The 24,289-nt window shown below is 64.4% G+C and carries 21 protein-coding genes and 1 rRNA gene; 15 read left to right on the forward strand and 7 right to left on the reverse strand.

The window, feature by feature from the left end; genetic code table 11:
• The 5 genes from rrf to ACFRJ9_RS22455 form a co-directional block, all read left to right on the forward strand.
• A 5S ribosomal RNA gene (rrf, locus tag ACFRJ9_RS22435) occupies positions 1-86 on the forward strand; the annotation flags it as partial.
• Between the two features lie 139 nt (positions 87-225).
• Positions 226-771, forward strand: coding sequence for a GNAT family N-acetyltransferase (locus ACFRJ9_RS22440; protein WP_377672730.1), 546 nt, complete (start codon positions 226-228; stop codon positions 769-771).
• 250 nt (positions 772-1,021) lie between these two features.
• Positions 1,022-1,309: an HU family DNA-binding protein gene (locus tag ACFRJ9_RS22445; protein WP_011776355.1), complete on the forward strand. Its 288-nt coding sequence runs from the start codon at positions 1,022-1,024 to the stop codon at positions 1,307-1,309.
• Positions 1,310-1,435: 126 nt separating this feature from the next.
• Entirely contained in the window at positions 1,436-3,835 is a 2,400-nt protein-coding gene (locus ACFRJ9_RS22450; RefSeq protein ID WP_377672732.1) for a cytochrome c oxidase assembly protein, read from the forward strand.
• Positions 3,835-5,808, forward strand: coding sequence for an NHL domain-containing thioredoxin family protein (locus ACFRJ9_RS22455; RefSeq protein ID WP_377672735.1), 1,974 nt, complete (start codon positions 3,835-3,837; stop codon positions 5,806-5,808). Before ACFRJ9_RS22450 ends, ACFRJ9_RS22455 begins: the two co-directional genes overlap by 1 nt.
• 169 nt (positions 5,809-5,977) lie before the next feature.
• Here the strand turns inward: ACFRJ9_RS22455 and ACFRJ9_RS22460 are convergent, their stop codons facing one another.
• The 4 genes from ACFRJ9_RS22460 to ACFRJ9_RS22475 form a co-directional block, all read right to left on the reverse strand.
• Positions 5,978-7,006 (reverse strand): hypothetical protein, encoded by a 1,029-nt coding sequence (locus ACFRJ9_RS22460; RefSeq protein ID WP_377672738.1) that lies wholly within the window; start codon positions 7,004-7,006, stop codon positions 5,978-5,980.
• Positions 7,007-7,110: 104 nt separating this feature from the next.
• Positions 7,111-8,832: a helicase HerA-like domain-containing protein gene (locus ACFRJ9_RS22465; protein ID WP_377672741.1), complete on the reverse strand. Its 1,722-nt coding sequence runs from the start codon at positions 8,830-8,832 to the stop codon at positions 7,111-7,113.
• 3 nt (positions 8,833-8,835) lie between these two features.
• Positions 8,836-9,354, reverse strand: coding sequence for a GNAT family N-acetyltransferase (locus tag ACFRJ9_RS22470; RefSeq protein WP_377672744.1), 519 nt, complete (start codon positions 9,352-9,354; stop codon positions 8,836-8,838).
• A gap of 57 nt (positions 9,355-9,411) precedes the next feature.
• Positions 9,412-11,349 carry an FAD/NAD(P)-binding protein gene (locus tag ACFRJ9_RS22475; protein WP_377672747.1) on the reverse strand — a complete coding sequence of 646 codons (1,938 nt, stop codon included), beginning with the start codon at positions 11,347-11,349 and terminating at the stop codon, positions 9,412-9,414.
• A 289-nt stretch (positions 11,350-11,638) separates the two neighbouring features.
• Here ACFRJ9_RS22475 and ACFRJ9_RS22480 point away from each other — a divergent pair, with 289 nt between their 5' ends.
• The 8 genes from ACFRJ9_RS22480 (at position 11,639) to ACFRJ9_RS22515 (ending at position 19,165) form a co-directional block, all read left to right on the forward strand.
• Positions 11,639-12,610 (forward strand): amino acid ABC transporter permease, encoded by a 972-nt coding sequence (locus ACFRJ9_RS22480; protein WP_377672750.1) that lies wholly within the window; start codon positions 11,639-11,641, stop codon positions 12,608-12,610.
• Positions 12,607-13,563 (forward strand): amino acid ABC transporter ATP-binding protein, encoded by a 957-nt coding sequence (locus ACFRJ9_RS22485; protein WP_377672753.1) that lies wholly within the window; start codon positions 12,607-12,609, stop codon positions 13,561-13,563. The genes ACFRJ9_RS22480 and ACFRJ9_RS22485 overlap by 4 nt, the downstream gene beginning before the upstream one ends.
• 9 nt (positions 13,564-13,572) lie before the next feature.
• Positions 13,573-14,565, forward strand: a complete 993-nt coding sequence (locus ACFRJ9_RS22490; RefSeq protein WP_377672756.1) for an ABC transporter substrate-binding protein — start codon at positions 13,573-13,575, stop codon at positions 14,563-14,565.
• Entirely contained in the window at positions 14,562-15,728 is a 1,167-nt protein-coding gene (locus ACFRJ9_RS22495) for an LLM class flavin-dependent oxidoreductase (protein ID WP_377672759.1), read from the forward strand. Before ACFRJ9_RS22490 ends, ACFRJ9_RS22495 begins: the two co-directional genes overlap by 4 nt.
• Positions 15,712-16,539, forward strand: coding sequence for a DUF1684 domain-containing protein (locus ACFRJ9_RS22500; RefSeq protein WP_377672761.1), 828 nt, complete (start codon positions 15,712-15,714; stop codon positions 16,537-16,539). The genes ACFRJ9_RS22495 and ACFRJ9_RS22500 overlap by 17 nt, the downstream gene beginning before the upstream one ends.
• On the forward strand, positions 16,536-17,594 hold the full coding sequence (locus ACFRJ9_RS22505; protein ID WP_377672764.1) for an LLM class flavin-dependent oxidoreductase: 1,059 nt from the start codon (positions 16,536-16,538) through the stop codon (positions 17,592-17,594). The genes ACFRJ9_RS22500 and ACFRJ9_RS22505 overlap by 4 nt, the downstream gene beginning before the upstream one ends.
• 9 nt (positions 17,595-17,603) lie before the next feature.
• A complete protein-coding gene (locus tag ACFRJ9_RS22510) occupies positions 17,604-18,956 on the forward strand; it encodes an NtaA/DmoA family FMN-dependent monooxygenase (RefSeq protein ID WP_377672767.1) in 1,353 nt (450 codons plus the stop codon).
• Positions 18,957-19,042: 86 nt separating this feature from the next.
• Positions 19,043-19,165, forward strand: a complete 123-nt coding sequence (locus ACFRJ9_RS22515) for a hypothetical protein (RefSeq protein ID WP_377672770.1) — start codon at positions 19,043-19,045, stop codon at positions 19,163-19,165.
• 11 nt (positions 19,166-19,176) lie between these two features.
• Here ACFRJ9_RS22515 and ACFRJ9_RS22520 read toward each other — a convergent pair whose 3' ends face one another.
• Together ACFRJ9_RS22520 and ACFRJ9_RS22525 are read right to left on the reverse strand one after the other, a co-directional pair.
• Complete coding sequence (locus ACFRJ9_RS22520) at positions 19,177-20,373, reverse strand: FG-GAP repeat domain-containing protein (protein ID WP_377672773.1); 1,197 nt, start codon at positions 20,371-20,373, stop codon at positions 19,177-19,179.
• Between the two features lie 72 nt (positions 20,374-20,445).
• A complete protein-coding gene (locus ACFRJ9_RS22525; protein ID WP_377672776.1) occupies positions 20,446-20,886 on the reverse strand; it encodes a GNAT family N-acetyltransferase in 441 nt (146 codons plus the stop codon).
• A 69-nt stretch (positions 20,887-20,955) separates the two neighbouring features.
• Between ACFRJ9_RS22525 and ACFRJ9_RS22530 the strand changes: the two genes are divergently transcribed.
• On the forward strand, positions 20,956-21,885 hold the full coding sequence (locus ACFRJ9_RS22530) for a threonine/serine dehydratase (RefSeq protein ID WP_377672877.1): 930 nt from the start codon (positions 20,956-20,958) through the stop codon (positions 21,883-21,885).
• Between the two features lie 77 nt (positions 21,886-21,962).
• Here ACFRJ9_RS22530 and ACFRJ9_RS22535 read toward each other — a convergent pair whose 3' ends face one another.
• The gene (locus ACFRJ9_RS22535; protein ID WP_377672779.1) at positions 21,963-22,958 is read right to left on the reverse strand and encodes an ABC transporter substrate-binding protein; all 996 of its coding nucleotides are present in this window, start codon (positions 22,956-22,958) and stop codon (positions 21,963-21,965) included.
• Between the two features lie 273 nt (positions 22,959-23,231).
• Here ACFRJ9_RS22535 and ACFRJ9_RS22540 point away from each other — a divergent pair, with 273 nt between their 5' ends.
• Positions 23,232-24,221, forward strand: a complete 990-nt coding sequence (locus ACFRJ9_RS22540; RefSeq protein WP_377672781.1) for an LLM class flavin-dependent oxidoreductase — start codon at positions 23,232-23,234, stop codon at positions 24,219-24,221.
• The last annotated feature ends 68 nt before the right edge of the window (positions 24,222-24,289 follow it).

The raw sequence follows: 24,289 nt of genomic DNA on the forward strand, positions 1-24,289 counted from the left end.
GTCCCATTCCGAACCCGGAAGCTAAGACCCACAGCGCCGATGGTACTGCACCCGGGAGGGTGTGGGAGAGTAGGACACCGCCGGACACACATTAACGGGAGAGCCCCGACCACGACGGTCGGGGCTCTCCCCACTTAACCACCAAACACGCCCATACCGGGCTGACGGCGGTCTGAGCTGCAACGACGTACCCTGACGGGTCAGCTCTGCGGGTAGAGTCTTGAGATGATTCTCACTCGAACCCTGGATGCCGCGTCGGTAAGCCCCTTGGACGTGAATCTAAGGCCCCTGGAGCTGTCAGACGCTGAGTCTTTGGCAGAAGCCTACCTGTGCAACCGCGAGCATTTGGCGCCGTGGGAGCCCCTCCGCAGCGAAGAGTTCTTCACGATTGCCGGTCAACGGGAAAGCATCCGAACCAAGCTATTGGGCGGTGAGCTGCCATGGGTTCTTATAGGCGATACGGGCATCGTTGGCCTGATCACACTGACGGGCATAGTTCGTGGCCCCTTCTTGAACGCCAATCTGGGCTATTGGATAGATCAGGCGTGTACAGGCAAGGGTCTTGCCTCTGCCGCAGTGGAAGCTGTCCTTGCCATGGCCGGCAACGAACTCGGCCTCCACCGTATCCAGGCTGCCACACTGACGCACAATGCCGCGTCCCAGGCCGTCCTGAAGAGGTGCGGATTTGAGCAGATCGGCTTGGCCTCGAGATACCTCAACATTGCCGGTGAGTGGCAGGACCACCTTCTGCATCAGCGGATTCTCTTCTGATTTGCTCGTGATTCGGGCCAGTCCACGTGCGCGCTGTGAGGAGGCTGCCAGCCCACCAGACGCGGCCAAGAGTACGCCATGGGCGTACATCATCCCCAAAAACCCTGAAAATCCGGTGATTTTGGTCAAAAAAGCGCGGAAACACGCGGAATTTGCTGGCCATGCCAGTGCAAGCTGGTAAGTTTTCGAGCAGTGGCTTGCTCGCATTCCGCTTGAAAGCTCAAAAACGTATGAGTCCAGGAGGACGTAAATGGCTAAGAACCGTAGTGAACTCGTTGCAGAGGTAGCAGGCAAGGCTGGCACCAGCCAGGCAGCCGTCAACTCCGTGCTCGATGCACTGTTCGAAGTTTTCGAGACTTCTGTCGCCGCTGGCGAGAAGATCACCATCCCGGGCTGGCTTGCAGTCGAGCGCACCGACCGTGCAGCACGCACCGGCCGCAACCCGCAGACCGGCGAGACCATCCAGATCGCAGCCGGCCACAGCGTCAAGCTGACCGCTGGTTCCAAGCTGAAGGCTGCAGTCGCCAAGAAGAAGTAATTTCTCTTCGGCGCATGCCTTGAAAGGGACGGTAACCTGCTGGTTGCCGTCCCTTTCTGCTTTGAGTTTGTGCACATAGCGCCTTCCCGATTCGCAGCCCGGCGACAGGTAGCGGACAATGGATGAGTGCCATCAGCAAGAAGTTCCGCCACTGCCCCTTCGCCTGCTCCCAAGCCGGGAGTGCGGGGAGGCAATGCCGTCACGGGCATTTCCGTCCCATGGCAGCTGGCCGGACTGGGCGTACTCTTCCTGACTTTGGCCGCAGCCCTGATCTTCTCCGGAGCTTCAGCTGCCCGTCAGGTCTCGGACCCCGGCGCCTTGGTCCGCTGGGGCCTTCCCGTGGCGAAGGCCATCCATAACGTGTCAGTGGCTACGGTGATTGGCGGCTTGATCTTCGCCGTAGGCATCCTGCCAAAGAACCTTAGGGGCTCCCGATCCCGCGAGAAGGACGTCGACGCTCCTGAGCACCCGGCGTTCACCCGTGCCCTTGCTGTTGCAGCTGCGGCCGGAGCGGCGTGGACATTGTCGGCCGTTGCCGTCCTTGTGCTGACATACGCGGACGTAGCGGGGCAGAGCCTCTCCGGAGACGCAGATTTCACCCGGGCCCTGGTGTATTTCATGACGGATATCGAGACCGGCAAGGCCTGGCTCGCTGTCACGATCATCGCAGCAGTCGTCACGACTGCCCTGTTTGGCGTCCGTTCGCTGACCGGCCTGGCATTCACGCTGCTGTTGGCGCTGATAGGGCTGATTCCCACTGCGCTGATCGGACACTCGTCGAGTTCCAGCGACCATGAAGGTGCCATCAACTCGCTGGGCCTCCACTTGGTGGGCGTTTCCACCTGGGTGGGCGGCATCATCATGCTGGCTGTCATCTCGAGGCTCCTCACCGGTTCCAGGAGCGCGGGTACGCAGGACATCACGGAGCAGACCCTTCGACGCTTCTCGTCGCTGGCAGGTTTTGCCTTCGTCCTCGTGTTTGCGTCCGGTGTCATCAATGCAGCCATCCGGGTCACCAACCTCGGTGATCTCTTTGGTTCGGCCTACGGCCAACTCATCGTTGCCAAGGCGCTTGCCACGTTGGTGCTGGGCGGCATCGGATTCATGCACCGCCAGTGGGTCATTCCGCAGTTGGGCAAGAACGGTTCAATGTCTGCCCGCCGGGTGCTGTGGCAGTTGATTTTGGTTGAGCTGCTGGTGATGGGCGCGACGTCGGGACTCGCCGTCGCGCTGGGACGCTCGGCCCCGCCGCAGCCCACCACGTACGCGCCGGACGCGTCGCCGTCCTTCATTCTCTCCGGCTACGAAGTCCCGCCGGAACTCACACCTGAACGCTGGCTCACGGAGTGGCGCTTGGACTGGCTGTGGGTGGGAGTGGCCTTGTTCGGTGCTGTCTCCTACATCCTGGGCATCATCAAGCTCCGCAGGCGCGGGGATAAGTGGTCCTGGTTCAGGGCCGTGAACTGGTTTATTGGGCTGGTGGTCCTCACATACATCACCTCGGGCCCGCCTGCTGTCTACGGCCGGGTGCTGTTCTCGGCGCACATGGTGGACCATATGGCTCTCACCATGGTGGCTCCTATTTTCCTGGTGCTGGGCTCGCCGATCACCCTGGCGCTGCGGGCACTCCCGGTCAGGGGCGAGGGCGCCCACGGTTCCCGGGGCCTCCGGGAATGGTTGCTGCTGTTCGTGCATTCCAGGTTCTCTCAAGTCGTGACGCACCCGCTGTTCGCCGCGGCGAACTTCGCGGGCTCAATTGTTCTTTTCTATTACTCGGACCTCTTCGGCCTTGCAATGCGCGAGCACGTAGGCCATGAGCTCATGAACGTGCACTTCCTGCTGACGGGCTACATCTTTGTCTTGAGCATGATCGGGAGCGATCCGCTGCCGCGCAGGGCTCCTTACCCCATGCGTTTGCTCCTGCTGCTGGCCACTATGGGCTTCCACGCATTCTTCGGCGTGGCCATCATGGGTGGCACCGGGCTCCTCGCGGCTGATTACTTTGGAAACCTTGGCCGCACCTGGGGTCCGTCGGCCATCGGAGACCAACAATTGGGCGGCGCAGTGGCATGGGGCATCGGCGAAGTACCCACGCTCTTGGTGGCCATTGGCGTGGCCGTCATGTGGTCCCGCTCCGATGAGCGGGAGACCCGACGCGTGGACCGGGCCGCTGACAGGAATAACGACGCCGATCTCAGTGCTTACAACGATATGTTTGCCCGGCTCGCTGACCGCGATGCCAAAGTGGCCGGCCGAACAGCCCAAACCACGACAGCAGCCCAAACCACGACAGCAGCCCAAACCACGACAGCAGCCCAAACCACGACAGCAGCCCAAACCACGCCAACACCCCAAACCACGCCAACACCCCAGGCGACGCGAACGGCCCAGGCTGAACGCTCCACCGCTGAACGCTCCACCGCTGAACGCTCCACCCAGGACAGCGCCACCCCACAGGAAACTGGTGCCCAGCCGGACACCGCTGCCGGGCACACCGAACGTAACACCAAGCTGGAAGGACGCTGATGAGCGAAACCGTACGCACCCAACTCCGGGTCCGGGCCTCCGAACTGGAGGGACGCGGCTGGCTCAACACGGGCGGCAAGTCCCTTGACCTGGAATCCCTGCGCGGCAAGATTGTGCTCCTCGACTTCTGGACCTTCTGCTGCATTAACTGCCTGCACGTCCTGGACGAGCTCCGGCCCCTGGAGGAAAAGTACTCGGACGTCCTGGTGACGGTCGGGGTGCACTCGCCCAAGTTCGAGCACGAGGCCGATCCGTTGGCCCTGGCAGCCGCCGTTGAGCGCTACGAAATTCACCACCCGGTCTTGGACGACCCCGAGCTCGCCACGTGGAAGGCCTACACGGCCCGTGCCTGGCCCACGCTCGTTGTGGTTGACCCCGAGGGTTACATCGTGGCCCATCTCTCCGGCGAGGGCCACGCAGACGGCCTTGCTGTCCTGCTGGAGGAACTCGTGGCCGAGCATGACGCCAAGGGAACCCTCCACCGCGGTAACGGTCCGTACGTGGCTCCCGTGCCGACGTCGGGCACTTTGCGCTTCCCCGGCAAGGCGACACAGTTGACCAACGGCAATTACCTCGTGGTCGACTCCGGTCATCACCGGCTGGTGGAGCTCCGCCCCGACCTGGAAACCGTGGAGCGCGTCATTGGCTCGGGCACCAAGGGGTACCTGGATGGGCAAGCGGAGATCGCACAGTTCAACGAACCCCAGGGTGTTGCCCTGCTGCCGTCGGACCTGGCCTGGAAGCTCGGCTACGACGCCGTGGTTGCAGACACCGTCAACCACCGCCTGCGGGGCGTGACGCTCAGCTCCGGCTATGTACAGACCGTTGCAGGCAACGGCGTGCAGCGCCTGTTGGACGCCGGACCTGCCCGCGTGACTGACACCGGCGCAGGAACCTGGTCTGAACACCACGACGCCGGTCCGGCTGACTTCGCTGCCGACGCCATCGACGTCGGGGCGCTGGGTCTCGGTACCGGGGTATCCCTGTCCTCGCCTTGGGACGTGGTGTGGAGCGAAAAGCTGCAGCGCGTTGTCATCGCGATGGCGGGAACCCACCAGATCTTCGCCTTCGATCCCTTGACCAATGAGGTCTCCATCCTGGCCGGTTCCGGTCTTGAAGGGTTGTTGGACGGCAAGGCCGAGGAAGCCTGGTTCGCACAGTCGTCCGGCTTGGCGATCGACGCGGATGACAACATCTGGGTGGCCGACTCGGAGACGTCGTCCCTGCGCCGCTTGGTTGTCAGCGATTCCGGCGTCACCGTGGAAACTGCCGTGGGCAAGGGCCTGTTCGATTTCGGGTTCCGTGACGGCGATGCCGCCGATGCGCGCCTGCAGCACCCCTTGGGTGTCACTGTGCTCCCGGACGGTTCCGTGGCCATCGCGGACACGTACAACGGTGCCGTTCGCCGGTACGACCCCGTCACCAAGTCCGTGTCCACGTTGGCGAGGGGCCTTGCTGAGCCGAGCGACGTCGTCGTGGTCCAGGTTGAAGGCAGCGAGCCGCTGCTGGTGGTGGTGGAGTCGAACAAACACCAGCTGGTCCTGGTGCCGATCCCTAAGGAAGCCCAGCAGGTTGATGAGGGTGCTTCCCAGACGCACCGTCCCAAGAGCCCGGTGACGCCCGGCACTTTGGAACTTGCGGTCCGCTTCAAGGCTCCGACCGGCCAGAAGCTGGACGACCGGTGGGGCGACCCCACGCAATTGAAGATCTCCTCGACTCCTCCGGAATTGTTGGTCTCCGGGGGTGGAACGTCCGTGGGCTTGCTGCGCACCCTTGAATTGTCGGCCGATGTTCCCGAGGGAATCCTCCACATCACGGCGCGAGCGGCCGCGTGCGACGGACCGGAAACGGAAGACGGTGAGATCCCGGACCACGCAGCTTGCCATCTGTACCAGCAGGACTGGGGAATCCCGGTGGTGCTGCAGGCCGATGGCGAGTCCGAGCTGGTCCTGGACCTGCGCGGGATGGACTAAGCCTTAGAAAGACGGGGATGGCCCGGGTTTGCCCCTTCAGGGGTTGGCCCGGGCCTTTCATGCTCGAGGACTCATGCTCGAGGACTTCACGCTGCGGGCTTCACGTTGTGGGCTTCACGCTGTGGGCATCGTCAAGAAAGGCCTGTCCGCAGCTCCGGTCTATCCGTGCCTAGAAACTCAGGTACGGGGTCACCGTGACGGTGCCGTTGCTGGTGTCCAGTTGCGTGGTGAAGCTGAAGTCGTGCTCCACGTTGAGGTCGTTGCCGAAGCCCGTGAACAGGTCAATCTCGCGGGCAGTCAGCCGGGCCTTGCCGTTCAAGGGTGCCACCACCCATTTGCCGCCGAACGGTTCGATGGTGATCTTGGGGTACTCCGTGATTTCCCATTTGATGGTTCCGTCCACCACGCGGGCGTTGCTTACGTGGTAGAACGGGCAGTCGGGTTGGAGGCGTTGTTGCTCGGTGGCTTGGGCGGCACACGTGTCCAGGAACTCTCGGACTTTGCCGGCCACGGCCTCGTTCATGGCTTTGGTGGACCTGGTTTGGAGGTTCAGGGGTGCCTGGCCGCTGTCCCGCGTGGCAACCAGGGCAGAGGTTGGCGGGGCTTCGAAGAACGTCCCGTTCAGGCTGGCCTCGTACTTGCCGGGATAGAACACGGCGAAAGTGTTGCGGCCGTTGGGCATGTTCACCGGGACACCGTTGAGTGCGGCCTCGCTGGAGTTGACCACCGTGACTTCGATGGTGGGCAGCGTGGTGGGCACAAACGCCCATTTGGCGAAGAACAACCATTGCGTGCCCGTGCGTTCCATGAGGAATTCCGTGTGGAGCCGGCTGCCGTCCAGGGAATAGTCGAGGGGCACCGCCATGCGGTTGCTGCCACGGGCCTCGGGGTTCCCAAGCTTGACGTCGGATATCTTGGAGGCGGCCGTTTGCAGCGCCGTGCCGTCCAGCATGGCCGCGTTCGCGTTGGGGACTTTGGCGCGGAGGAGACCCAGCGCTTCCTCGCCTTCGCCCTTCTGCAGGGCTTCCAGATACTCCCTCACGGGCTGCTGCGGACTGGCCACCGACGAGCTCACCAGGTTGATGCAAACGATCGCCCCGGCGGCAGCAAGCATCAGACCGAGCAGCCATCCGGCTGCGGTCCTGACCATCGCTTGACTCAACTGCACGCCCTTTACGTTACCCGCCGCGGCGGCCATGGTAGTGCAGGAAGGCTTCCGAGTGACTTATATCCACCTGTGAGGAAAGCCACGACGGCGGCCGGCAGCGCGCAGTGCCGCCGCCCGGCGTCGTGGTTGGGACCTCAGCGGCGCTTCCGTGAGGAGGTGCCAAAGACGCCGCGCATGAGGTCGCGGCCGAGCTGGGTGCCCATGGACCGGACCATGCTCTTGAGGCCGCCGCCGAGTGCACCTCCGAGCGCCCCGGCGAGGTCGCCGAACATGCCGCTGTCCTGCTGGGGGGCTTGTTGGGGTACCGGTGCAGGCATGGCGGGCGGAGCGGGGTAGGACTCGGGAGCAGGCGCCGGCCGGGAGCTTGGACGCCCGAGGATCTCTTCTTCGATGCGGCGTGCCTCGGCATCGACGTCGGCCTGGGATACCCCGGTAGAGGAGGCCGGTACGGGCGGCAGCCCTGGCGCAGCGTCACCGGTTGGCGCAGCGGCGCTGCCGTTCAGTTTCTCGAAGGCCGACACGTTGTCCACGGCGGTCCCGTACTTGGACAGCAGCGAGGAAGCGGCCACGGTGCTGCGGACGAGGTCGTCGGTGCTGGGGCCCATCACGGATTCGGGAGCACGGAGCCGGGTCAAGGCAACTGGCGTGGGTGCGCCCTTCTCGTTCATGACCGTAATGACGGCCTCGCCGATGCCGGCCGAAGTGAGGGTCTTCTCGAGGTCGTAGTCGCTGACAGGGAACGTGGACACCGTCGCCTTGAGGGCTTTCGCGTCCTCGGGAGTGAAGGCACGCAGTGCGTGCTGCACCCGGTTGGCGAGCTGGCCGAGGATATCGGCGGGAACATCCTTGGGTGTCTGGGTGACGAAGAAGATGCCCACACCCTTGGAACGGATCAGCCGGACGGTGGTGGTGATGGCTTCGAGGAAGGCCTTGGACGCGCCGTTGAACAGCAGGTGTGCCTCGTCCAGGAAGAAAACGAGCTTGGGCTTGTCCAGGTCGCCGGCTTCGGGGAGGTCCTCGAAGAGGTCCGCGAGAAGCCACATGAGGAACGTGGAGAACAGCAGGGGCTTGGTCTGCAGCGTGGGGAGCTCAAGGCAGCTGATGACGCCTCGGCCGTCCGGGGCGGTGCGGAGGAGCTCGGCGGTATCGAACTCGGGTTCGCCGAAGAACTTCTCCATGCCCTGTGCCTCGAGCGTGACGAGTTCGCGAAGGATCACCCCTGCCGTGGCCTTGGAAAGCCCGCCAAGATTCTCCAGTTCGGCTTTGCCTTCGTCCGAGGTAAGGAACTGGATAACGGCGCGGAGGTCCTTGAGGTCGATCAGTTCCAAGTTGTTCTTGTCCGCGAAGTGGAAAATCAGTTGAAGGCTGGACTCCTGGGTGTCGTTCAGGTCCATGATGCGGGAGAGCAGGATGGGCCCGAACGAAGTGATGGTGGCACGGACTGGGATGCCGTTGCCGTCGCCGCCGAGCGAAAGGAACTCCACCGGGAAGTTCTTGGCCTGCCACTGCTGTCCGAGGGCCTCGGTACGTGCCGTGAGTTTCTCGCTGGGGGTGGCCGCCGTCGCCAGTCCGGAGAGATCGCCCTTGATGTCGGCAAGGAAAACCGGAACACCCGCCGTCGAAAGCTGTTCTGCGATCATGTGCAGCGTGACCGTCTTGCCGGTGCCGGTGGCGCCTGCCACCAAGCCGTGCCGGTTCATCATGGCGAGCGGCAGGCGGACCTGCGCTTCCTTATGGACTTCGTCGTCCACGATCGCGGCACCGAGCTCGATGGTGGCGCCTTCCAGGGTGTACCCCTGCTGGATGGTGGCGAGTTTTTCGGCAGTTGTTGCGATGGGTTTGTTGGCCATGCGCATAGTTTAGCTGGGGACGGCAAGATCCTTGCTGAACGCCAAATGCTTGATTTCTTCCGGGTCCGCTGCGAGGTCGAACAGTGCTTTGTAGCCGGTGGCGAGGTACAGGTTCTTGGCTTCTGGCTGGCGGGGACCCGTGGTCAGGTAGAGCTTCCGGTAGCCGCGCCGACGAGCCTCATTTTCCAATTCGGTAAGGACCAGGCGGGCGAGTCCGCGACGACGGTGCGCGGAATGCGTCCAGATCCGCTTGAGTTCGGCCGTGTGCTCGTCGTACCTGCGGAAGGCCCCGCCGGCAATGGACTCGCCGTTCTCCTGGATGATGATCAGGGCACCGTGCGGAGCCTCGAACTCTTCGGCCGGGTATCTGTTGAGTTCTTCGGCAGCGCCGCCGGTTCCGAACAGGTTTCCGTAGCGCGTTTCATATTCGACGGCGAGCTCGTCAAGGAGCGGCCGCACGCGCGGGTCCCGCATGCGCAGGCTGAGGACGGAAAGGCCCGACGTCGGCATTGTGGGCGTTGTTGTCATGTCAAGCCTTTCGTGGGTGGAACCCAAGTAGGTAGCAGGTGAGGCCGTTTTGAGGGCTCAAAACGGCGCTAACTGCGACTCAGTTGGGTGGGTGGCAGCAACGGTGGCCAGGATCCGGCGCGCAAGGGCATCGTTCTCCCGGAACGGTGCAGCATTGGTGTTGGGACGGGCGAACGCTCCCGCACCCCAGCCGGATGTCCAAGGCCCCACAGCAAACAAACCATTCTGTGGTGTACCAACAGGGGACAAGACCTCGTGATTCCCGGAAACCAGGAGTTTACCGGTGGAGTGGGCGCCCTCGGAGGTGAGCAGCCTTTGCTCGGTGCCCCATCCGGCGTCGTGCAGGTCAGCCAGGGCGGGGTTTGCGGAACGTTCCACGGACGGGGAAGGCAGCCGCGCCTCGATGTACGCTGACGCGTCGACCACTACGGGCGACTGGAACGAGCCTGCGACGAACCGGCCCACGGCCTCGTCCGCGCGCACCCACATGCCGGGACCCAGGAACTTCAAAAGGCCGGCACGGTGCAGCGCGAGCATTTCGCGGAGGCGGTGCGGGGGCGGTCCGGAATCGACAAAGCTGAAGAAACCGTGCCACCAACCATGGATAGCTTGCTGCGACCGTGCGTTGAGCCGCTCCTGCGGAACCAGCCGGCCGAGGTCCATGTAAACGAACAGCAGCGCGGTAAAGAGGGCGAGGGTTTCGGAATGGTCGTCGCTGGTGCGGAGGTCCAAGTCGCGCTGGATGTAGGCGGCCACGGATCGCTGCACGGTGTCATGGTCCGCGAAGGCGCAACCGCTCAGCGGATGGTCGAGCTTCTCCAGGTCCAGGCGCAGCGCGGCATCAGGCACGGCGAAGTTCACCAGCTCTTCCCGGGCTGAGCTGTACCAGTCCACGGAGTCGAAGTGCGCCTCGAAACTGGTCCACGTTCCCAAAACCCGTTCCGGGTAGCCGGTGAACAGTTCGCGGTAGTACGCATAGCCGGCGTCCTTGGCGATCAGCGGCCACAGTTGGGTGCGGAAATCGAGTTCGTGATGCTCGGCCAGCAACTCCGCAACAGCCTCAGCCGTGAAATAGCGCGGACGCGCGGCCGGCTCCCCGCGCAGCACCGAGGAAATCTTCGAGTGGTACGGCACACCGCGTCGCGACCCGGCCCAGACCCGCGGCTCGGCGCCGGACGGCACGTAGTCCAGTTCGCCGTCGGGCCTTTCCTTGAACCGGCCGCCGCGGCCCTCGAACAGCAGCACCAACAGGTCAACGAACGCCAGCCCCATGCCGGAGACGATCACGTCCTGCCCGGCTTCGATCCCGGAGTAGTCAACGTCGGTGGTGTACGACGGCGCCGCATGGAAACCGCCGTGCCGGGCAGCAAACTCACCGAGGCGGGCCGACTCCGGCTCCAGCAAAGAGTCGGTGTGGCCCAGTGCGTACACCACGACGTCGGCAGCCACCTCGGCACCGGAAGCCAACCGCACGCGGTGGGCACCGGCGTCGGACTCACCGGCCGTTGCAGGCGAAACGCCGTGGGCGGTGTCCCGGTGAACGGTCACCACGGCGTCGGGGCCCAGTGAAGCGACCGCGCGGCCGAAGAACCACTCAAGGTACTTGCTCTGGAGCTGCCGTGTGGGAAAGGACGCGGGGGAGAGGGACCGCAGTTGCTCCAGCAAGTGCGGCTCGAGGGCCGGAACGTCGCGGATGCTGCCGTCCAGCACGCCGGCCGCCCAGGTGGAAAGTCCGGGACCGTCCACCGAGGGACCATCGCAGGCCACGGAAGCGTCCGTGAACATGGTGACGTCCGCGGCAGTGGAGTTGAGCAGCAGCCCGGGGTCCTGGTCGTAACGCCAGATCCTTCCGGAACCTGGCTGGTGCGGCTCTATGACGTGAATGTGCAGCGGGCCCTCGAACAAGGCCGGGCGGCTGGCAGCAAGTCTTTCGAGGACACCGGCCGTGCGCGGGCCGCCGCCGATGAAGGCGATGGCGGGAACTCTTGGCGGCATGGGATCTCCTGGAAAGCAGTAGGGTATGCAGCCCAATCTAGGGACGTCGGAGGGGCACAGTCGAGGCGCTGGTAACGGCCGTTCACTACGCGTCACGGAACGTCAAGACAGGAAAAACGACGACTCAAAATGGCGCACCATGAAGCCGATTGTGACGCTGTGCGTAGTCCCGCTAAGCCGCGCTAAGCCGGGTGAAGAAGTGCAAATTCCCGCCTTGCTGACGGGTTTCGAGCGCCCATAGATTGGCAGCCATCCGATAGACAACAATCGAACTGAAATGAGGTGGCGCATGAGTGCAATCGCACCGCCTGCCCCGGCGGAAACTGCACCGCCCACCGTGGATTACTCCGACTACAAGCTGGTTCCTTCCAGGCACCCCTGGCGATGGGTGGGCACCGTAGTGGTGGCCGCAGGCGTCGCCGCCATTGCCTGGTCACTGGTGACCAACCCCCGCTGGGAGTGGGGAGTGGTGGCCGAGTGGTTCACGGCCCAGTCGGTGGTCAACGGTCTCATCGAGACCTTGAAGCTCACCGCCATTTCCGGCGTCCTTGGCTTTGTGCTCGGGTTCGTCCTGGCCCTCATGCGCTTGTCCGCCTCACCGCTGCTGGTCTCGGTGTCCTGGACGTTCTCCTGGATTTTCCGTTCAACCCCGCTGCTGGTCCAGCTGCTGCTTTGGTACAACCTGGGCTACCTCTACGAGAAGATCAGCCTGGGCATTCCTTTCACGGACGTCCGCTTCTTCGAGGCCCAGACCACCACCCTTATCAGCCAGTTCGCCGCAGCAGTCCTGGGACTCACGCTGAACCAGGCAGCCTACTCGGCGGAGATCATCCGCGGCGGCATCCTCTCCGTTGACCAGGGCCAGCTCGAGGCAGCGTCCGCTTTGGGCATCCCGGCGTGGAAGCGCTCCACCAGGATTGTGCTGCCCCAAGCAATGCGGGCCATTCTTCCCAACGCGTTCAACGAGATCATCGGCCTGGTCAAGGGCACCTCGATTGTCTATGTCCTGGCCTACTCCGAGCTCTTCTACACGGTCCAGGTGATCTACAACCGGACCCAACAAGTGTTGCCGCTGCTGCTCGTCGCCACGCTTTGGTACGTGGTGATCACCTCGGTGCTGAGCGTCTTCCAGTACTACATCGAACGCCACTTCTCCAAGGGCGCCCTGCGGACCCTGCCGCTCACGCCCCTGCAGAAAGCCCGTAAGTTCTTCGCCACCCACGTCGCTGCCTCTCCCACGAACGTGAAGGAATCCCGATGACCACCATCTTTTCTTCCTCAGAAGCGGCAGCTGCCGCGCACCTCGCCGAGGCCACCCTGGATGGGCAGCCACCGGCTTCCAGCCAGGAACCGGTGCCTTCCAACCGGGAATCCGCGCCTTCCAGCCAGGAACCCACGACGGCGGGTCGGCGCGCCGCGGCGGACAAGCCAGCCACCCGAGGCCAAGTGGACATCACGAATGTCCGCAAATCCTTTGGAGCCACCGAAGTCCTCAAGGGCGTTTCCCTGTCCGTTCCGCCGGGCGGCGTCGCTGTGATCGTCGGCCCCTCCGGCTCCGGCAAGTCCACCTTGCTGCGGACCATCAACCACCTGGAAAAGGTGGACGGCGGCTACATCACCATCGACGGCGAACTCGTGGGCTACCAAGTCCGCGGCAACAAGCTCCATGAGCTGCGCGAGAAGGACATCCTGAAGCAGCGCACCAACATCGGCATGGTGTTCCAGAGCTTCAACCTCTTCCCGCACCTGACGGCACTTGAGAACGTCATCGAAGCGCCGATCGTGGCGCAGAAGCGTTCCAAGGCGGAAGCCAGGAAGCGCGGCCTGGAACTCCTTGACCGGGTGGGCCTCAAAGACCGTGCCAATGCTTACCCACGCCAGCTCTCCGGCGGCCAGCAGCAGCGTGTCGCGATTGCCCGTGCACTGGCCCTCAACCCGAAGATCCTGCTCTTCGACGAGCCCACTTCCGCGCTGGATCCCGAACTGGTCAATGAGGTCCTGGATGTCATCCGCGAACTGGCCACCTCCGGGACCACGCTGATCATTGTCACGCACGAGATGGGCTTCGCCAGGGACGTTGCGGACACCGTGGTGTTCATGGACGACGGACTGATTGTCGAGTCCGGCACCCCGCAGGAGATTTTCGCCAACCCCCGCGAGGAGCGCACCCGCAGCTTCTTCTCCAAAGTCATCGAACCAGCTTTCAACATCTAGGAACCCTCAATGCTTCGCACTACCAAAACCAGGCTTTTGGCACTCGCTGTACTTCCCGCCGTCGTACTTCCCGTGCTGGCCGGGTGCTCCGATCCTGGCGCGTCGGCAGCCAAGCCGGAATCCGAGGCCGCGGAGAACGGCATCGTCTACAACACTTCGGTGGACCAGAACCGGATCCGAGCGGAGAAGGACCCTGCCGCTGCGGGCGTCGTTCCGGCCGCCATCGCCAAGGACGGCAAGCTGACTGTCGCCACCACGGCCGGTTCCATTCCGCTGTCCTTCCACGCCACGGACGACAAGACTCCCATCGGCGTGGAGGTGGACATCGCCCAGCTCGTGGCCGACAAGCTCGGCCTGGACCTGGACGTGCAGGTGACGTCGTGGGAGAACTGGCCGCTCAAGACCCAGTCCGGCGATTTCGAGGCCGTGTTCTCCAACGTGGGCATCAACCCAGCGCGTGTAAAGCTGTTCGATTTCTCCACCTACCGCGCTGCGTTCATGGGCTTCGAAGCGAAGAAGAGCTCCAGCTACGACATCAAGGGCTCGGACGACATTTCCGGCCTGAAGGTTTCCGTGGGCTCGGGCACCAACCAGGAGAAGATCCTGCTGGCGTGGAACAAGGAGCTCGAGGCCAAGGGCAAGGCTCCTGCCACGCTGCAGTACTACTCCTCGGACGCCGACACCATCCTGGCGCTCTCCTCCGGCCGCACGGACTTGAACCTGGCCCCGTACCCGTCGGTGACCTACCGCGAGAACACCCGCGACGACCTCAAGGTAGTGGGCAAGGTCAATGCCGGCTGGCCGGCCGAGACGCTCGTGGCAGCCACCACACTCAAGGGCAACGGACTGGCTCCGGCCATCACCGACGCCTTGAACTCCACCATCAAGGACGGCTCCTACGCCAAGGTCCTGGAGCGCTGGGGCCTCTCCGAGGAAGCCATCCCGGAGTCCAAGACGGTCACCGAGGCCACTTTTGTCACGCCCGCCGGGACCACCAAATGAAGTTTCAAGTCCTGGACATCATTCCGCACCTGAAAAACCCGGTGACGGGGGAGATCGTCTCCACCGCTGAGCGACTGAACCAGGTTGTTGAGACAGCGAAGCGGGCCGAGGAACTCGGCTTCGACAGTTTCTCCGTGGGCGAGCGGCACGCCGGCGAGTTCGTCTCGTCATCCCCGACGACGGTCCTCGCCGCGATTGCCGCCGTCACCAGCCGCATCCGCCTGCAGACCGGCGTCACGGTGTTGTCCGTCCTGGATCCGGTGCGCGTGGCCGAGGACTATGCCACGATCGACCAACTGAGCCGCGGCCGCCTGGAACTGGTCATCGGCAAGGGCAACGAGGTGCTGCAGTACCCGCTCTTTGGCTTGTCCCTGGACGATCAGTGGGAGCTGCTTGCCGAGAAGTATGGGCTGCTGCGTACGCTGTGGCGCAAGGAAAGCGTTACATGGTCCGGCCGCTTCAGGCCTGCGCTCACCGAACCAACGACGACGACGCCCCGCCCCTTCGCGGGTTCGCCCCGGATTTGGCACGGCTCGGCTACAACCCTGACATCCGCTGCGCTCGCTGCCAAGTGGGGCGATCCGCTGTTCACGGCCAACGCCATCCAGCCGCGGGAGAACTACAAAGTCCTGATCGACCACTACCGCGAAGAGTACGAACGCCACGGCCACGACCCACGGCACCAGTACTTGGGTTCGGGCAGCGGCGCCGGTGGCGTGTTCATCGCGGACACCACCCAGGAAGCCATCCGCCAGTACGGCCCCGTCTACGAGGGCCTGACTGCTGGCCGCAACGTACCCGGCAACAACTCGCCGTTCCGGGACATCCAGCACGCCGTGGCCGAGGGACCGGCATTGGTTGGCAGCCCGGAACAAGTAGTGGACAAGATCCTCAGCTACCACTCGCTGTACAACCACGACCTCCAGTCGATCTCCTTGCCCACCACCCTGCCTTTCGAGCAGCAACTCGAGATCCTGGAACGCTTCGCGCTGGAAGTCATCCCGGCCGTCCGGGCTTCCGCGCCAAGCACCTTGTGGGAAGCCGAAGACCCCTTCGGTGGCCGGCCGGAGTTTGCCGGGGCCACCGAAGCCGATGCAGCAGCCACTGTCACCGCAGACCACGCCTTCAACAGGAGCGACACCGCACATGTCTACGCACACTGAAACAGCCTTGGAATCGTTTGAAGAAAACTGGCAGGAATGGCACGACGCCCATGAACGTCACCGTGCCCACCCCCACGGCTTCCTTGCCGTGACCCACCTGCACTGGCTGACAGGCGACGCGACCCGTCTGGAAGGTGCGCCGGGCAGCTGGAGCGCGGACGCCGACGTCGTACGTGTTGTCCTGGAACCGGGCGAGAGCCTGCAGCAGGACGGTGTGGAACTGAACACCGGTAACCCGCTTGAACTTGGGCCGATCGAGGAACGCGGCGGCATCAACCTGGTCTCAGGCGACACGGTGATCGAGGTGGCCAAGCGCGGCGGCGAGTACATTGTGCGGCCGCGGAACCCGTCCAACGCCCTCTTGCAGGAGTACCAGGGCACGCCGGCCTTCACGCCGAACGCGGCGTTCGCCGTTGCCGGAACGTTCGTGCCGTTCGACTCGCCGCGTCCCACTACGGTGGGCGCCGCCGTCGAGGGTATCCAGCACGTGTACGAGGCTCCAGGCGAGATTCGCTTCAAGCTGGCCGGCGAGGAGTTGGCGCTGACGGCATTCAATGGCCACGCGCCGGGTTCGTTGTCCGTACTGTTCACCGACCAGACGTCCGGCAAGACCACGTACGCGGCCAACCGCTCGCTGTCCGTGGTTCCCGCCGCCGATGGCTCCGTACAGCTCGACTTCAACCGGGCCGTGAACCTGCCGTGCGCCTACACCGACCTCGCGACCTGCCCACTGCCGCCCGCTGAAAACCGGCTTCCCGTGGCCATCGAAGCCGGCGAAAAGATTCCCTACGAACGTCAGGACCAGAAGTGAGCATTGCTGAGAAGGCCGGGTTCCTGGCCATTGAACTCGATGGCGCCGGGTATGAGAACCTTGCCCGCGCCGTCCTCGCAGCCGAATCTGCCGGCTTCCACGTGGCCACCTTCAAGGACGCGCCGGAAGCCGGCCGGGCCAACGCCCTGCAGCGGGCAGCGTTCGCCGGTCCGTTGACGAGGACCATCGCTGTGGTTCCGGAAGTGGACACCGTATATACGGAGCCGTTCCACATCTCCACGCAGCTCGCGAGCCTGGACTACGTATCCGGTGGCCGTGCCGGCTGGATCGCTACCGCAGCGGAGTCGCCCGAGGCCGCTGCCGCCGTCGGACGTTCCTTCGTTGAAGGTGGGGCACTGGCGCAGGAAGCTGCCGCGTCGATCGAGGTTGGCCGCCGCTTGTGGGATTCCTGGGAGGACGACGCCGTGATCCGCGACGTCGCGACCGGCCGCTACATCGACGTCGACAAGCTGCACTACATTGACTTCGAAACCCCTGCCGACTTCAGCGGGGCCGCCTATTCGGTGAAGGGTCCATCCATCATCCCGAGGCCGCTGCAGGGACAGTTGCCCGTCCTCGCCGCTGCGTCACTGGTGGGCGAGGGGTTGGTGTCAGCGGACGCAGTGGACGCGGTCCTGGTCACGGCGCCGACTCCGGAGTTGCTGGTTGCCGAGGTTCGCGACGTGCGGGCCCGCCTCGGTGCTGCCGTCGCGATTGTGGCGGAGCTCGACGTCGTCCTGGACTCGCGTGGGCAGGCTGCGGCCTCGCGTCCGGTATCCGCTCAGGGAGATCGGGCGCGCTTTGTTGGCTCGGCAGCCGGTCTTACCGAGTTGCTGACCTCGCTTCTTCAAGAGGCCGACGGCGTCCGCCTCCACCCGGCTGCCGTGGATGTGGAACTGGGTGAGTTTTCCCGCCTGGTCCTGCCCGAACTGCGCCGCCGCGGTGCCTTGCGTGCGCCCGTCCAAGACGGCACGTTCCGGGATTTGCTGGGCCTCGGGCCGGCGGAGAACCGCTATACGACTTCTGTGCCCACCGCCGTTGGCGCTGGAAAGTAAGGGAACACAATGACACAGCACAACCGTGCTATTTTCCAGCCGAGTGGTCAGATCCAGTTTGGGATCTTCTTCCAGGGCGTCAACTCCGGCACCATCTGGAAGGCAGCCGAAGCGGGCTCGCAGACGGATTTCGAATCCTTCCGGCACATCGTGCAGACCGCCGAGCGCGGAAAGTTCGCAGCATTCTTCCTGGGCGAAGGCCTCCGTTTGCGTGAACACCTTGGCCGTCCGCACGCCTTGGATGTTGTGGGCAGGCCCGATGCGCAGACCATGCTTGCTGCCTTGGCCGCTGTGACCACGAACATCGGCCTGGTCGCCACGCAGAACACCACGTACAACGACCCCGCGGACCTGGCGCACCGCTTGGCCTCCCTGGACCTGATCTCCGGTGGACGGGCTGCCTGGAACGTGGTGACCACGGACAACGCCTGGACCGGCGCCAACTTCCGGCGCGGCGGCTACCTCGACCACGCGGACCGCTACAAGCACGCCGAAGCGTTTGTTGAGACCGCCAAGCGCATCTGGGACTCGTGGGAGACTCCTTCAGGCCCGGCCCGCCGAGTGCTGCACGAAGGCCAGCACTACACCGTGGACGTCACACCCCGCTTGCCGCGGAGCGCCCAGTACCGTCCCGTCCTCTTCCAAGCCGGCGACTCACCGGAGGGCCGCGACTTCGCTGCCCGACAGGCTGACGTGATCTTCTCCGCCCACCCCAAGTTCGACGACGCCGTGGAGTTCCGCCGCGACATCGTGGCTCGCTCCGTGGCGGCAGGTCGAGGAGCAAACGCCGTGCAGATCATGCCGGCCAGCGAGTTCATCCTGGCCGCCACCGACCAGGAAGCGCAGGAGAAGAAGGCCTGGGTCCGCAGCCTGCAGATTGGCCCGCAGCAGGCCATCGCGTACCTGGAACAGTTCTGGGGCCGCGAGCTCTCGTCCTATGACCCGGATGGTCCCCTCCCGGAGATCGACCCCGTGGTGGAGGAAACGTCCGAGACCCGCGGCAGCGGCTTCCACGGCGCCAAAGCCCGTCAGCTCGCTGATCAGTGGAGGGCCGAGGCCAAGGACAAGGGCCTTTCCATCCGCCAGTTCGTGACGTCGAAGACCGCACGTATCGATGCCACGTTCACCGGCTCGTACACGGCCGTAGCGGATCACTTGGCCGAATTCGCACGGGTCGGGGCTGTGGACGGCTTCAACATCTCGCCGTGGCTCATCCCCACCGGCCTGGACGACATCGTGAACCACCTGGTGCCCGAGCTCCAGGAACGCGGCGTCTACCCCACGGAATACCGCGGGACCACGCTGCGCGAAAACCTGGGGCTGGAGACGCCCGTTCGCTCCGACGAGTCGGTGCAAGTCTGATGAACGTACTCCGTTTTGCTGGATCAATCCTTCGTCGCAAAGGACAGGACCCGGAACCACGCGGGAGCCGACCCCAGTGCCAGGGATTGATCCAGCAGAATCACACAGCATCGCCGGCGCCCGACGGCGGGAAGGCGAGTGCCGCCGTCGTCGACGTTTCGCGCGGGACCATCAGGCTCCAGCTGTCCGTGTGGGGGCAGCCGCTCTAGCTGTTGGAAGGCTAGAGCAGTTCCCGGAACACATCCCAACCGTTCCCGATAGGACCGTAGGGGCCATACATGCCTGTGGTGGCAGCACCGGTTGTGTAGCTAAGGAGGTATCCGTTCTGGTCGACGGCGGAGAGTTCGCTGTATTTCGAGTGGCCGGAGCTGCCAAACCCAGCGATTTGGGAGAACGCGTCCCATCCTCCACCGACGACTACCGGCGCACGCCAGCCACCTTGGCCATCGCTGGGGTACAGGTGAAGGTAGCCGCCGTTGTCACGGGCGAAGATCTCCACCGTGCCGTCACCGTTCATGTCACCACCGGTAACGAGCTTGTTCATGACCTGCCAGCCCCAGCCCACCTTGGACGGGGTGAGCCAGCCGCCGTTGCCGTCGCCGGGGTAGAGGAAAAGATCACCGGCGGCGTTGCGTGCCAGGACATCGTTGGTGCCATCGCCGTTGAAATCCCCGGGGCCAACAATCGAGTCGAACATATTCCAACCGGAGCCCACCTGCCGGGTTTCCAGCCAGCCGCCATCGCCGTCCCCCGGATAGAGGAACAGGCCGCCCGCAGAGTTCCTGGCCAGGAGGTCGTTGAAGCCGTCGCCGTCAAAATCGCCGGGTGAGAACACGATGTTGAAGATGTTCCAACCCGCCCCGACCTCGCGGGGTTCGTCCCACGAACCCCAGTAGGCGGGGCATGGGCCCTCGCAGGCGCCCTTGTAGTAGGTGTAAGTCCGCGGGTAGAGGACCAGGCGGCCGTCGTGGGTGCGTGCCAGTGGTTCGAAGTTGCCGCGCCCCGTCCAGCCCATGGCCCTGCTGGAAGCTTTGATGGGCTGGGTTTCCGCGCTCAACTGTGTGCCGGAAGGGCACCCGGATTCACCCGGAGTCGATGGATGGACCCGCACCGCGATCCGGCTGCCTTGGTCCTCGGGCAGTATCCGGAGCGTTTCGCCCTGCCTCTCGGCCGGCAGCGGTTGGCCGTCCCGGATCCATTCCAGGGTGATGCCGTCCGTGGTGCCCTCGGTGTGCTCACAGCCCCAGTAGTCGTAGTTGTACTGCCGGCGCATCTCGGAGCCCACGTACGGGACGCCGTCGATGATCGGTTTTGGCTGCGAGGCCGCGGTGGCCGTTCCCGGGGCAAGAAGCCCGGCCGCCAAAGCAATTGCCGCAGCGGTCGCAAAGCTCAACGTGCGCGCTCGAAACAGCCCCATTTGTTTCCCCCCGGAAGTATCGCGTCAAAGCCGCGTGGTGTTTGCTGAGATTACCGTATTTCGTGGGGCAGGTCAGGAGGCCGCGGGCGCAACCATGAAGACGTCGATGGGGTCCTCGGATTCCAGCACGAAGCCATGCCGTTCGTAGAGGCGCCGTGCAGCACTTCCTTGGAGCACGTCCAGTCGGAACGGACGCCTGTCCACGGAGGCCGCCATGACCTGCCGGAGCACCGCGGCGCCCAGTCCTTTGCCCTGATGCGCCGGGGCCACGAAGAAATGTTCGATCCACCGCGCATCCGGTTCGGGGCGAACTGCGATCACTCCGGCGTCCACGCCGTCGGTATGGATCACCGAGGTGTGCTCGGGTTGGAAAGCGTTCAGGAAACGCTCGCGGACGCGCACGGGATCCCAGCGCCCAAGCCGTTCGAGGTCCGGGCGCATCACCACGGCCCTGAGCTCGGCGATCCATGCGGCATCGGAGGCCACGCACTGACGGAGAATGAAGTCGGGCATGGGAACAAGCCTATTCCGTCCGCCTGGCTTTGGAACCATAGGATGAAACGGACGAAAGGTGCCGCCACGATGGTCACACGCGAAGAAGTAGAAGCCGCATACGCACGGACATCAGGCTGGGTCCGCCATACGCCTTTGGCCGAGAGCGGCAATCTGGAGCCCTATCACCTCTGGTTCAAATGCGAGTACATGCAGCACACGGGTTCGTTCAAGGCCCGTGGTGCGTTCAACCGCCTTCTCACGGCGAAGGAGAACGGCGAGCTGGACCCCGAAGTCGGGATCGTGGTGGCCTCCGGTGGCAACGCCGGCCTGGCCAACGCCTACGCCGCCGCCAAGCTCGGAGTGCCCGCAACGGTCTTCGTTCCTGAGTCGGCGCCGGCCAACAAGGTCCATAAGCTCTATGCCATCGGCGCCCGGGTGGTCCAAGGAGGCGCCGAATACGCAGAGGCCTACGCGGCGGCAGTCCGCTTCGCCGAGGAGAAGGGCGCGGTCTATTGCCACGCCTACGACCAGCCCGAAATCGTCGCCGGAGCCGGAGGGGTGGGCCTTGAGCTCCTGGATGAACTGCCCGACGTCGACACCATCCTTGTTGCTGTCGGCGGCGGCGGGTTGATGGGAGGCATCGCGGCAGCCACCGAGGGCAGGGCACACGTAGTGGGCGTTGAACCGGAGACGGTCCCCACCCTGCATACTGCCTTGGCGCAAGGCGAACCGGTGGATGTGGCCGTCTCCGGAATTGCCGCTGATTCACTTGGCGCCCGGCGGATTGGCGAGATCGGCTTCGGCGTCGCCCGCCGCACGGGTGTCCAGAGCGTGCTGGTGACCGATGATGACATCGTCAAAGCCCGGCGCGCCCTGTGGGAGAAGCACCGCATCGTGGTGGAGCACGGGGCCGCAGCAGCCTACGCGGCGCTGCTCTCGGGAGCATACAAACCCCACGACGGCGAAACGGTGGCGGTCATTCTCTGCGGCGCCAACACCGACCCCGCACACTTCTAGCCGCACGCAAGAATCCCCGCCGGCTGGTGTCCGGCGGGGATTCGGCGTCGGCAGGTCTGCCCTGCCACTGCGGCGTCCTACTTCTTGGGCAGGCCTGCCGGGTTCAGTTCGGACGACGGAATGGCCTCGGAGGCGAGTCCCCAGCGGTCCAGGATCTTGCCGTAGTTGCCATCCTTGATGAGCGTGTTCAGTGCAGCCTGCGCCGCTACGGCCAAGCCGTTGTCCTTCTTGGTGGTGAACGCGATCTCGGCCTTCAACGGCCAGCCGCCGGCCAGCGTGCCCACCTCCTTGGTCTTTCCGTCCTTGGCCGCCTTGTAGGCTGCCGAAGCGTTGGGCCCGAACGTCAGGTCCGCACGGCCCGACTGGAGGGCGAGCTGGGAGGCAGAGTCGTCGTCGTAATACTGGAAGTCAACCGGCTTCAGGCCGTTCTTCTTGTTCTCTTCGTCCCAGCGAACCAGAATGGCTTCCTGGTTGGTGCCCGAGCCGACAACGATCCTCTTTCCGGCGACGTCCTTGGCTTCCTTGATCTCGCCAATATCGGAATCGCTCTTTGCGTAGAAGCCCAAGAGGTCGTTGCGGTAAGTGGCGAAGTCGAACTTCTCCTTGCGTGCTTCCGTGACCGTCACGTTGGAAAGGACGGCCTCGTACTTGCCCGATTCGACGCCGAGGGGCCAGTCAGCCCAAGCGACCGGGAGCACCTCAACCTGCAGCCCGAGCGTCTCACCTACTGCGTAGGCGATGTCCACTTCGCTGCCGATGAGGGTCTTGTTGTCGGTCGCGAAGAGGCTCAGGGGAGCAGCGCCGCCGGTGGTTACAACTGTGAGCTTGCCGTCCGCTTTGATGGCGTCCGGAACCTTCGCGGCAGCGGCAGCGTCCACCGCCACCTTGATGCGGTCCTGCTGCGGCGTCAGGTTGAATTCCTTGGTGGAGGAGCTGGAAGACGCGTTCGCGCTAGCCGACCCCTGCGGGGCGGTCGCCGCCGTCGCGCCCGGGTCCGAGCAGGCCGCGAGCCCCAGCAGGGCGGTGGCGGCCAGCGCCGCGGTCACGCCGGTTTTGGCTGCAAAACGTGCCATGTGTACTCCTTGGGTTGCCCGAAACGGGAAGTCTGATGCGTGGTTGTGGCTGCAACTATCCGGCAGCCCTCGGGAGGCGGTCAAAGCGCTCTGAAACGCGGGGATATGGGGGGTCACGGCGGTTAATCGGGCGTCGAACGGTGTCACAAAACGCCCGCGGAGGCATCGCGCGACGCAACTCACAGAAATAAGCCCGGTGTCGTCGTCGTTGTCGCTAGAGTGCCCCGCAACCAAACGCGCGGGCACCGCGAAACGTACCGAAAGGCCTCTCCCGTGACTGTTCCTCTTTCCATCCTCGACCTGGCAACCATCGGAAAGGGCCAGACGGTGGCGGAAAGCCTCGCGGGCAGCGTCGCCATGGCGCAGAAGGCCGAGGAGCTCGGCTACCGCCGTGTTTGGTACGCCGAGCACCACAACATGTCCGCCATTGCTTCCTCGGCCACGAGCGTTCTGATTGCCCACGTCGCCGCGCACACCAACACCATCCGGCTCGGCGCCGGCGGCGTCATGCTGCCCAATCATTCGCCCCTGACCATCGCCGAGCAGTTCGGCACGCTGGAGACGCTGCACCCGGGGCGGATCGACCTCGGCCTGGGCCGGGCCCCGGGAAGCGACCAGAACACCATGCGTGCGCTGCGCCGCGACCATATGTCCTCAGACGCATTCCCGCAGGACGTCCTGGAGCTGCAGGGCTACCTCACCGGGCCCACGCGCATCCAGGGCGTGGAAGCGACGCCGGGCAAGGGCACCAACGTGCCGCTGTACATCCTGGGATCCTCGCTGTTCGGCGCGCAGTTGGCCGCCCAATTCGGGCTCCCGTACGCGTTCGCCTCGCATTTCGCACCGGCCGCGCTGCAGGACGCCGTGGCCATCTACCGCCGCGACTTCAAGCCCTCTGCGCAGTTGTCGGAGCCCCACGTCATTGCCGGCGTCAACGTCACCGCGGCGGACAGCAACGCCGAAGCGCAGGCCATCCACCTCGCCGTGAAGAGGGCCCGAGTGTCCCTGTTCTTCGGCGGCGGCCGTGAGTTCACGGACGACGAAGCGGATATGGTGCTCGATTCCCCGCAGGGCCAGCACATCGCCCAGATGATGAAGTTCTCGGCCGTGGGAACCAAGGACGTGGTTCGCGATTACCTTGATGAGTTCACCAAGCACGCTGACGCCGATGAACTGATTGTGGCGCACCAAAGCATCGGCACGGAGGAACGGCTGCGGTCCGTGGAGCTCGTGGCAGAGGTCGCCGGACTTGTTCCCGCCTGATGCATTAACACATTCGCAACCTTAGAGGTATACAAGCGAAACCGGCCGGGCGGAAACTGTAGCTATCC

The organism is Paenarthrobacter sp. NPDC056912 (assembly GCF_042786555.1).
In the GTDB taxonomy this organism is placed as follows: Bacteria; Actinomycetota; Actinomycetes; order Actinomycetales; family Micrococcaceae; genus Arthrobacter.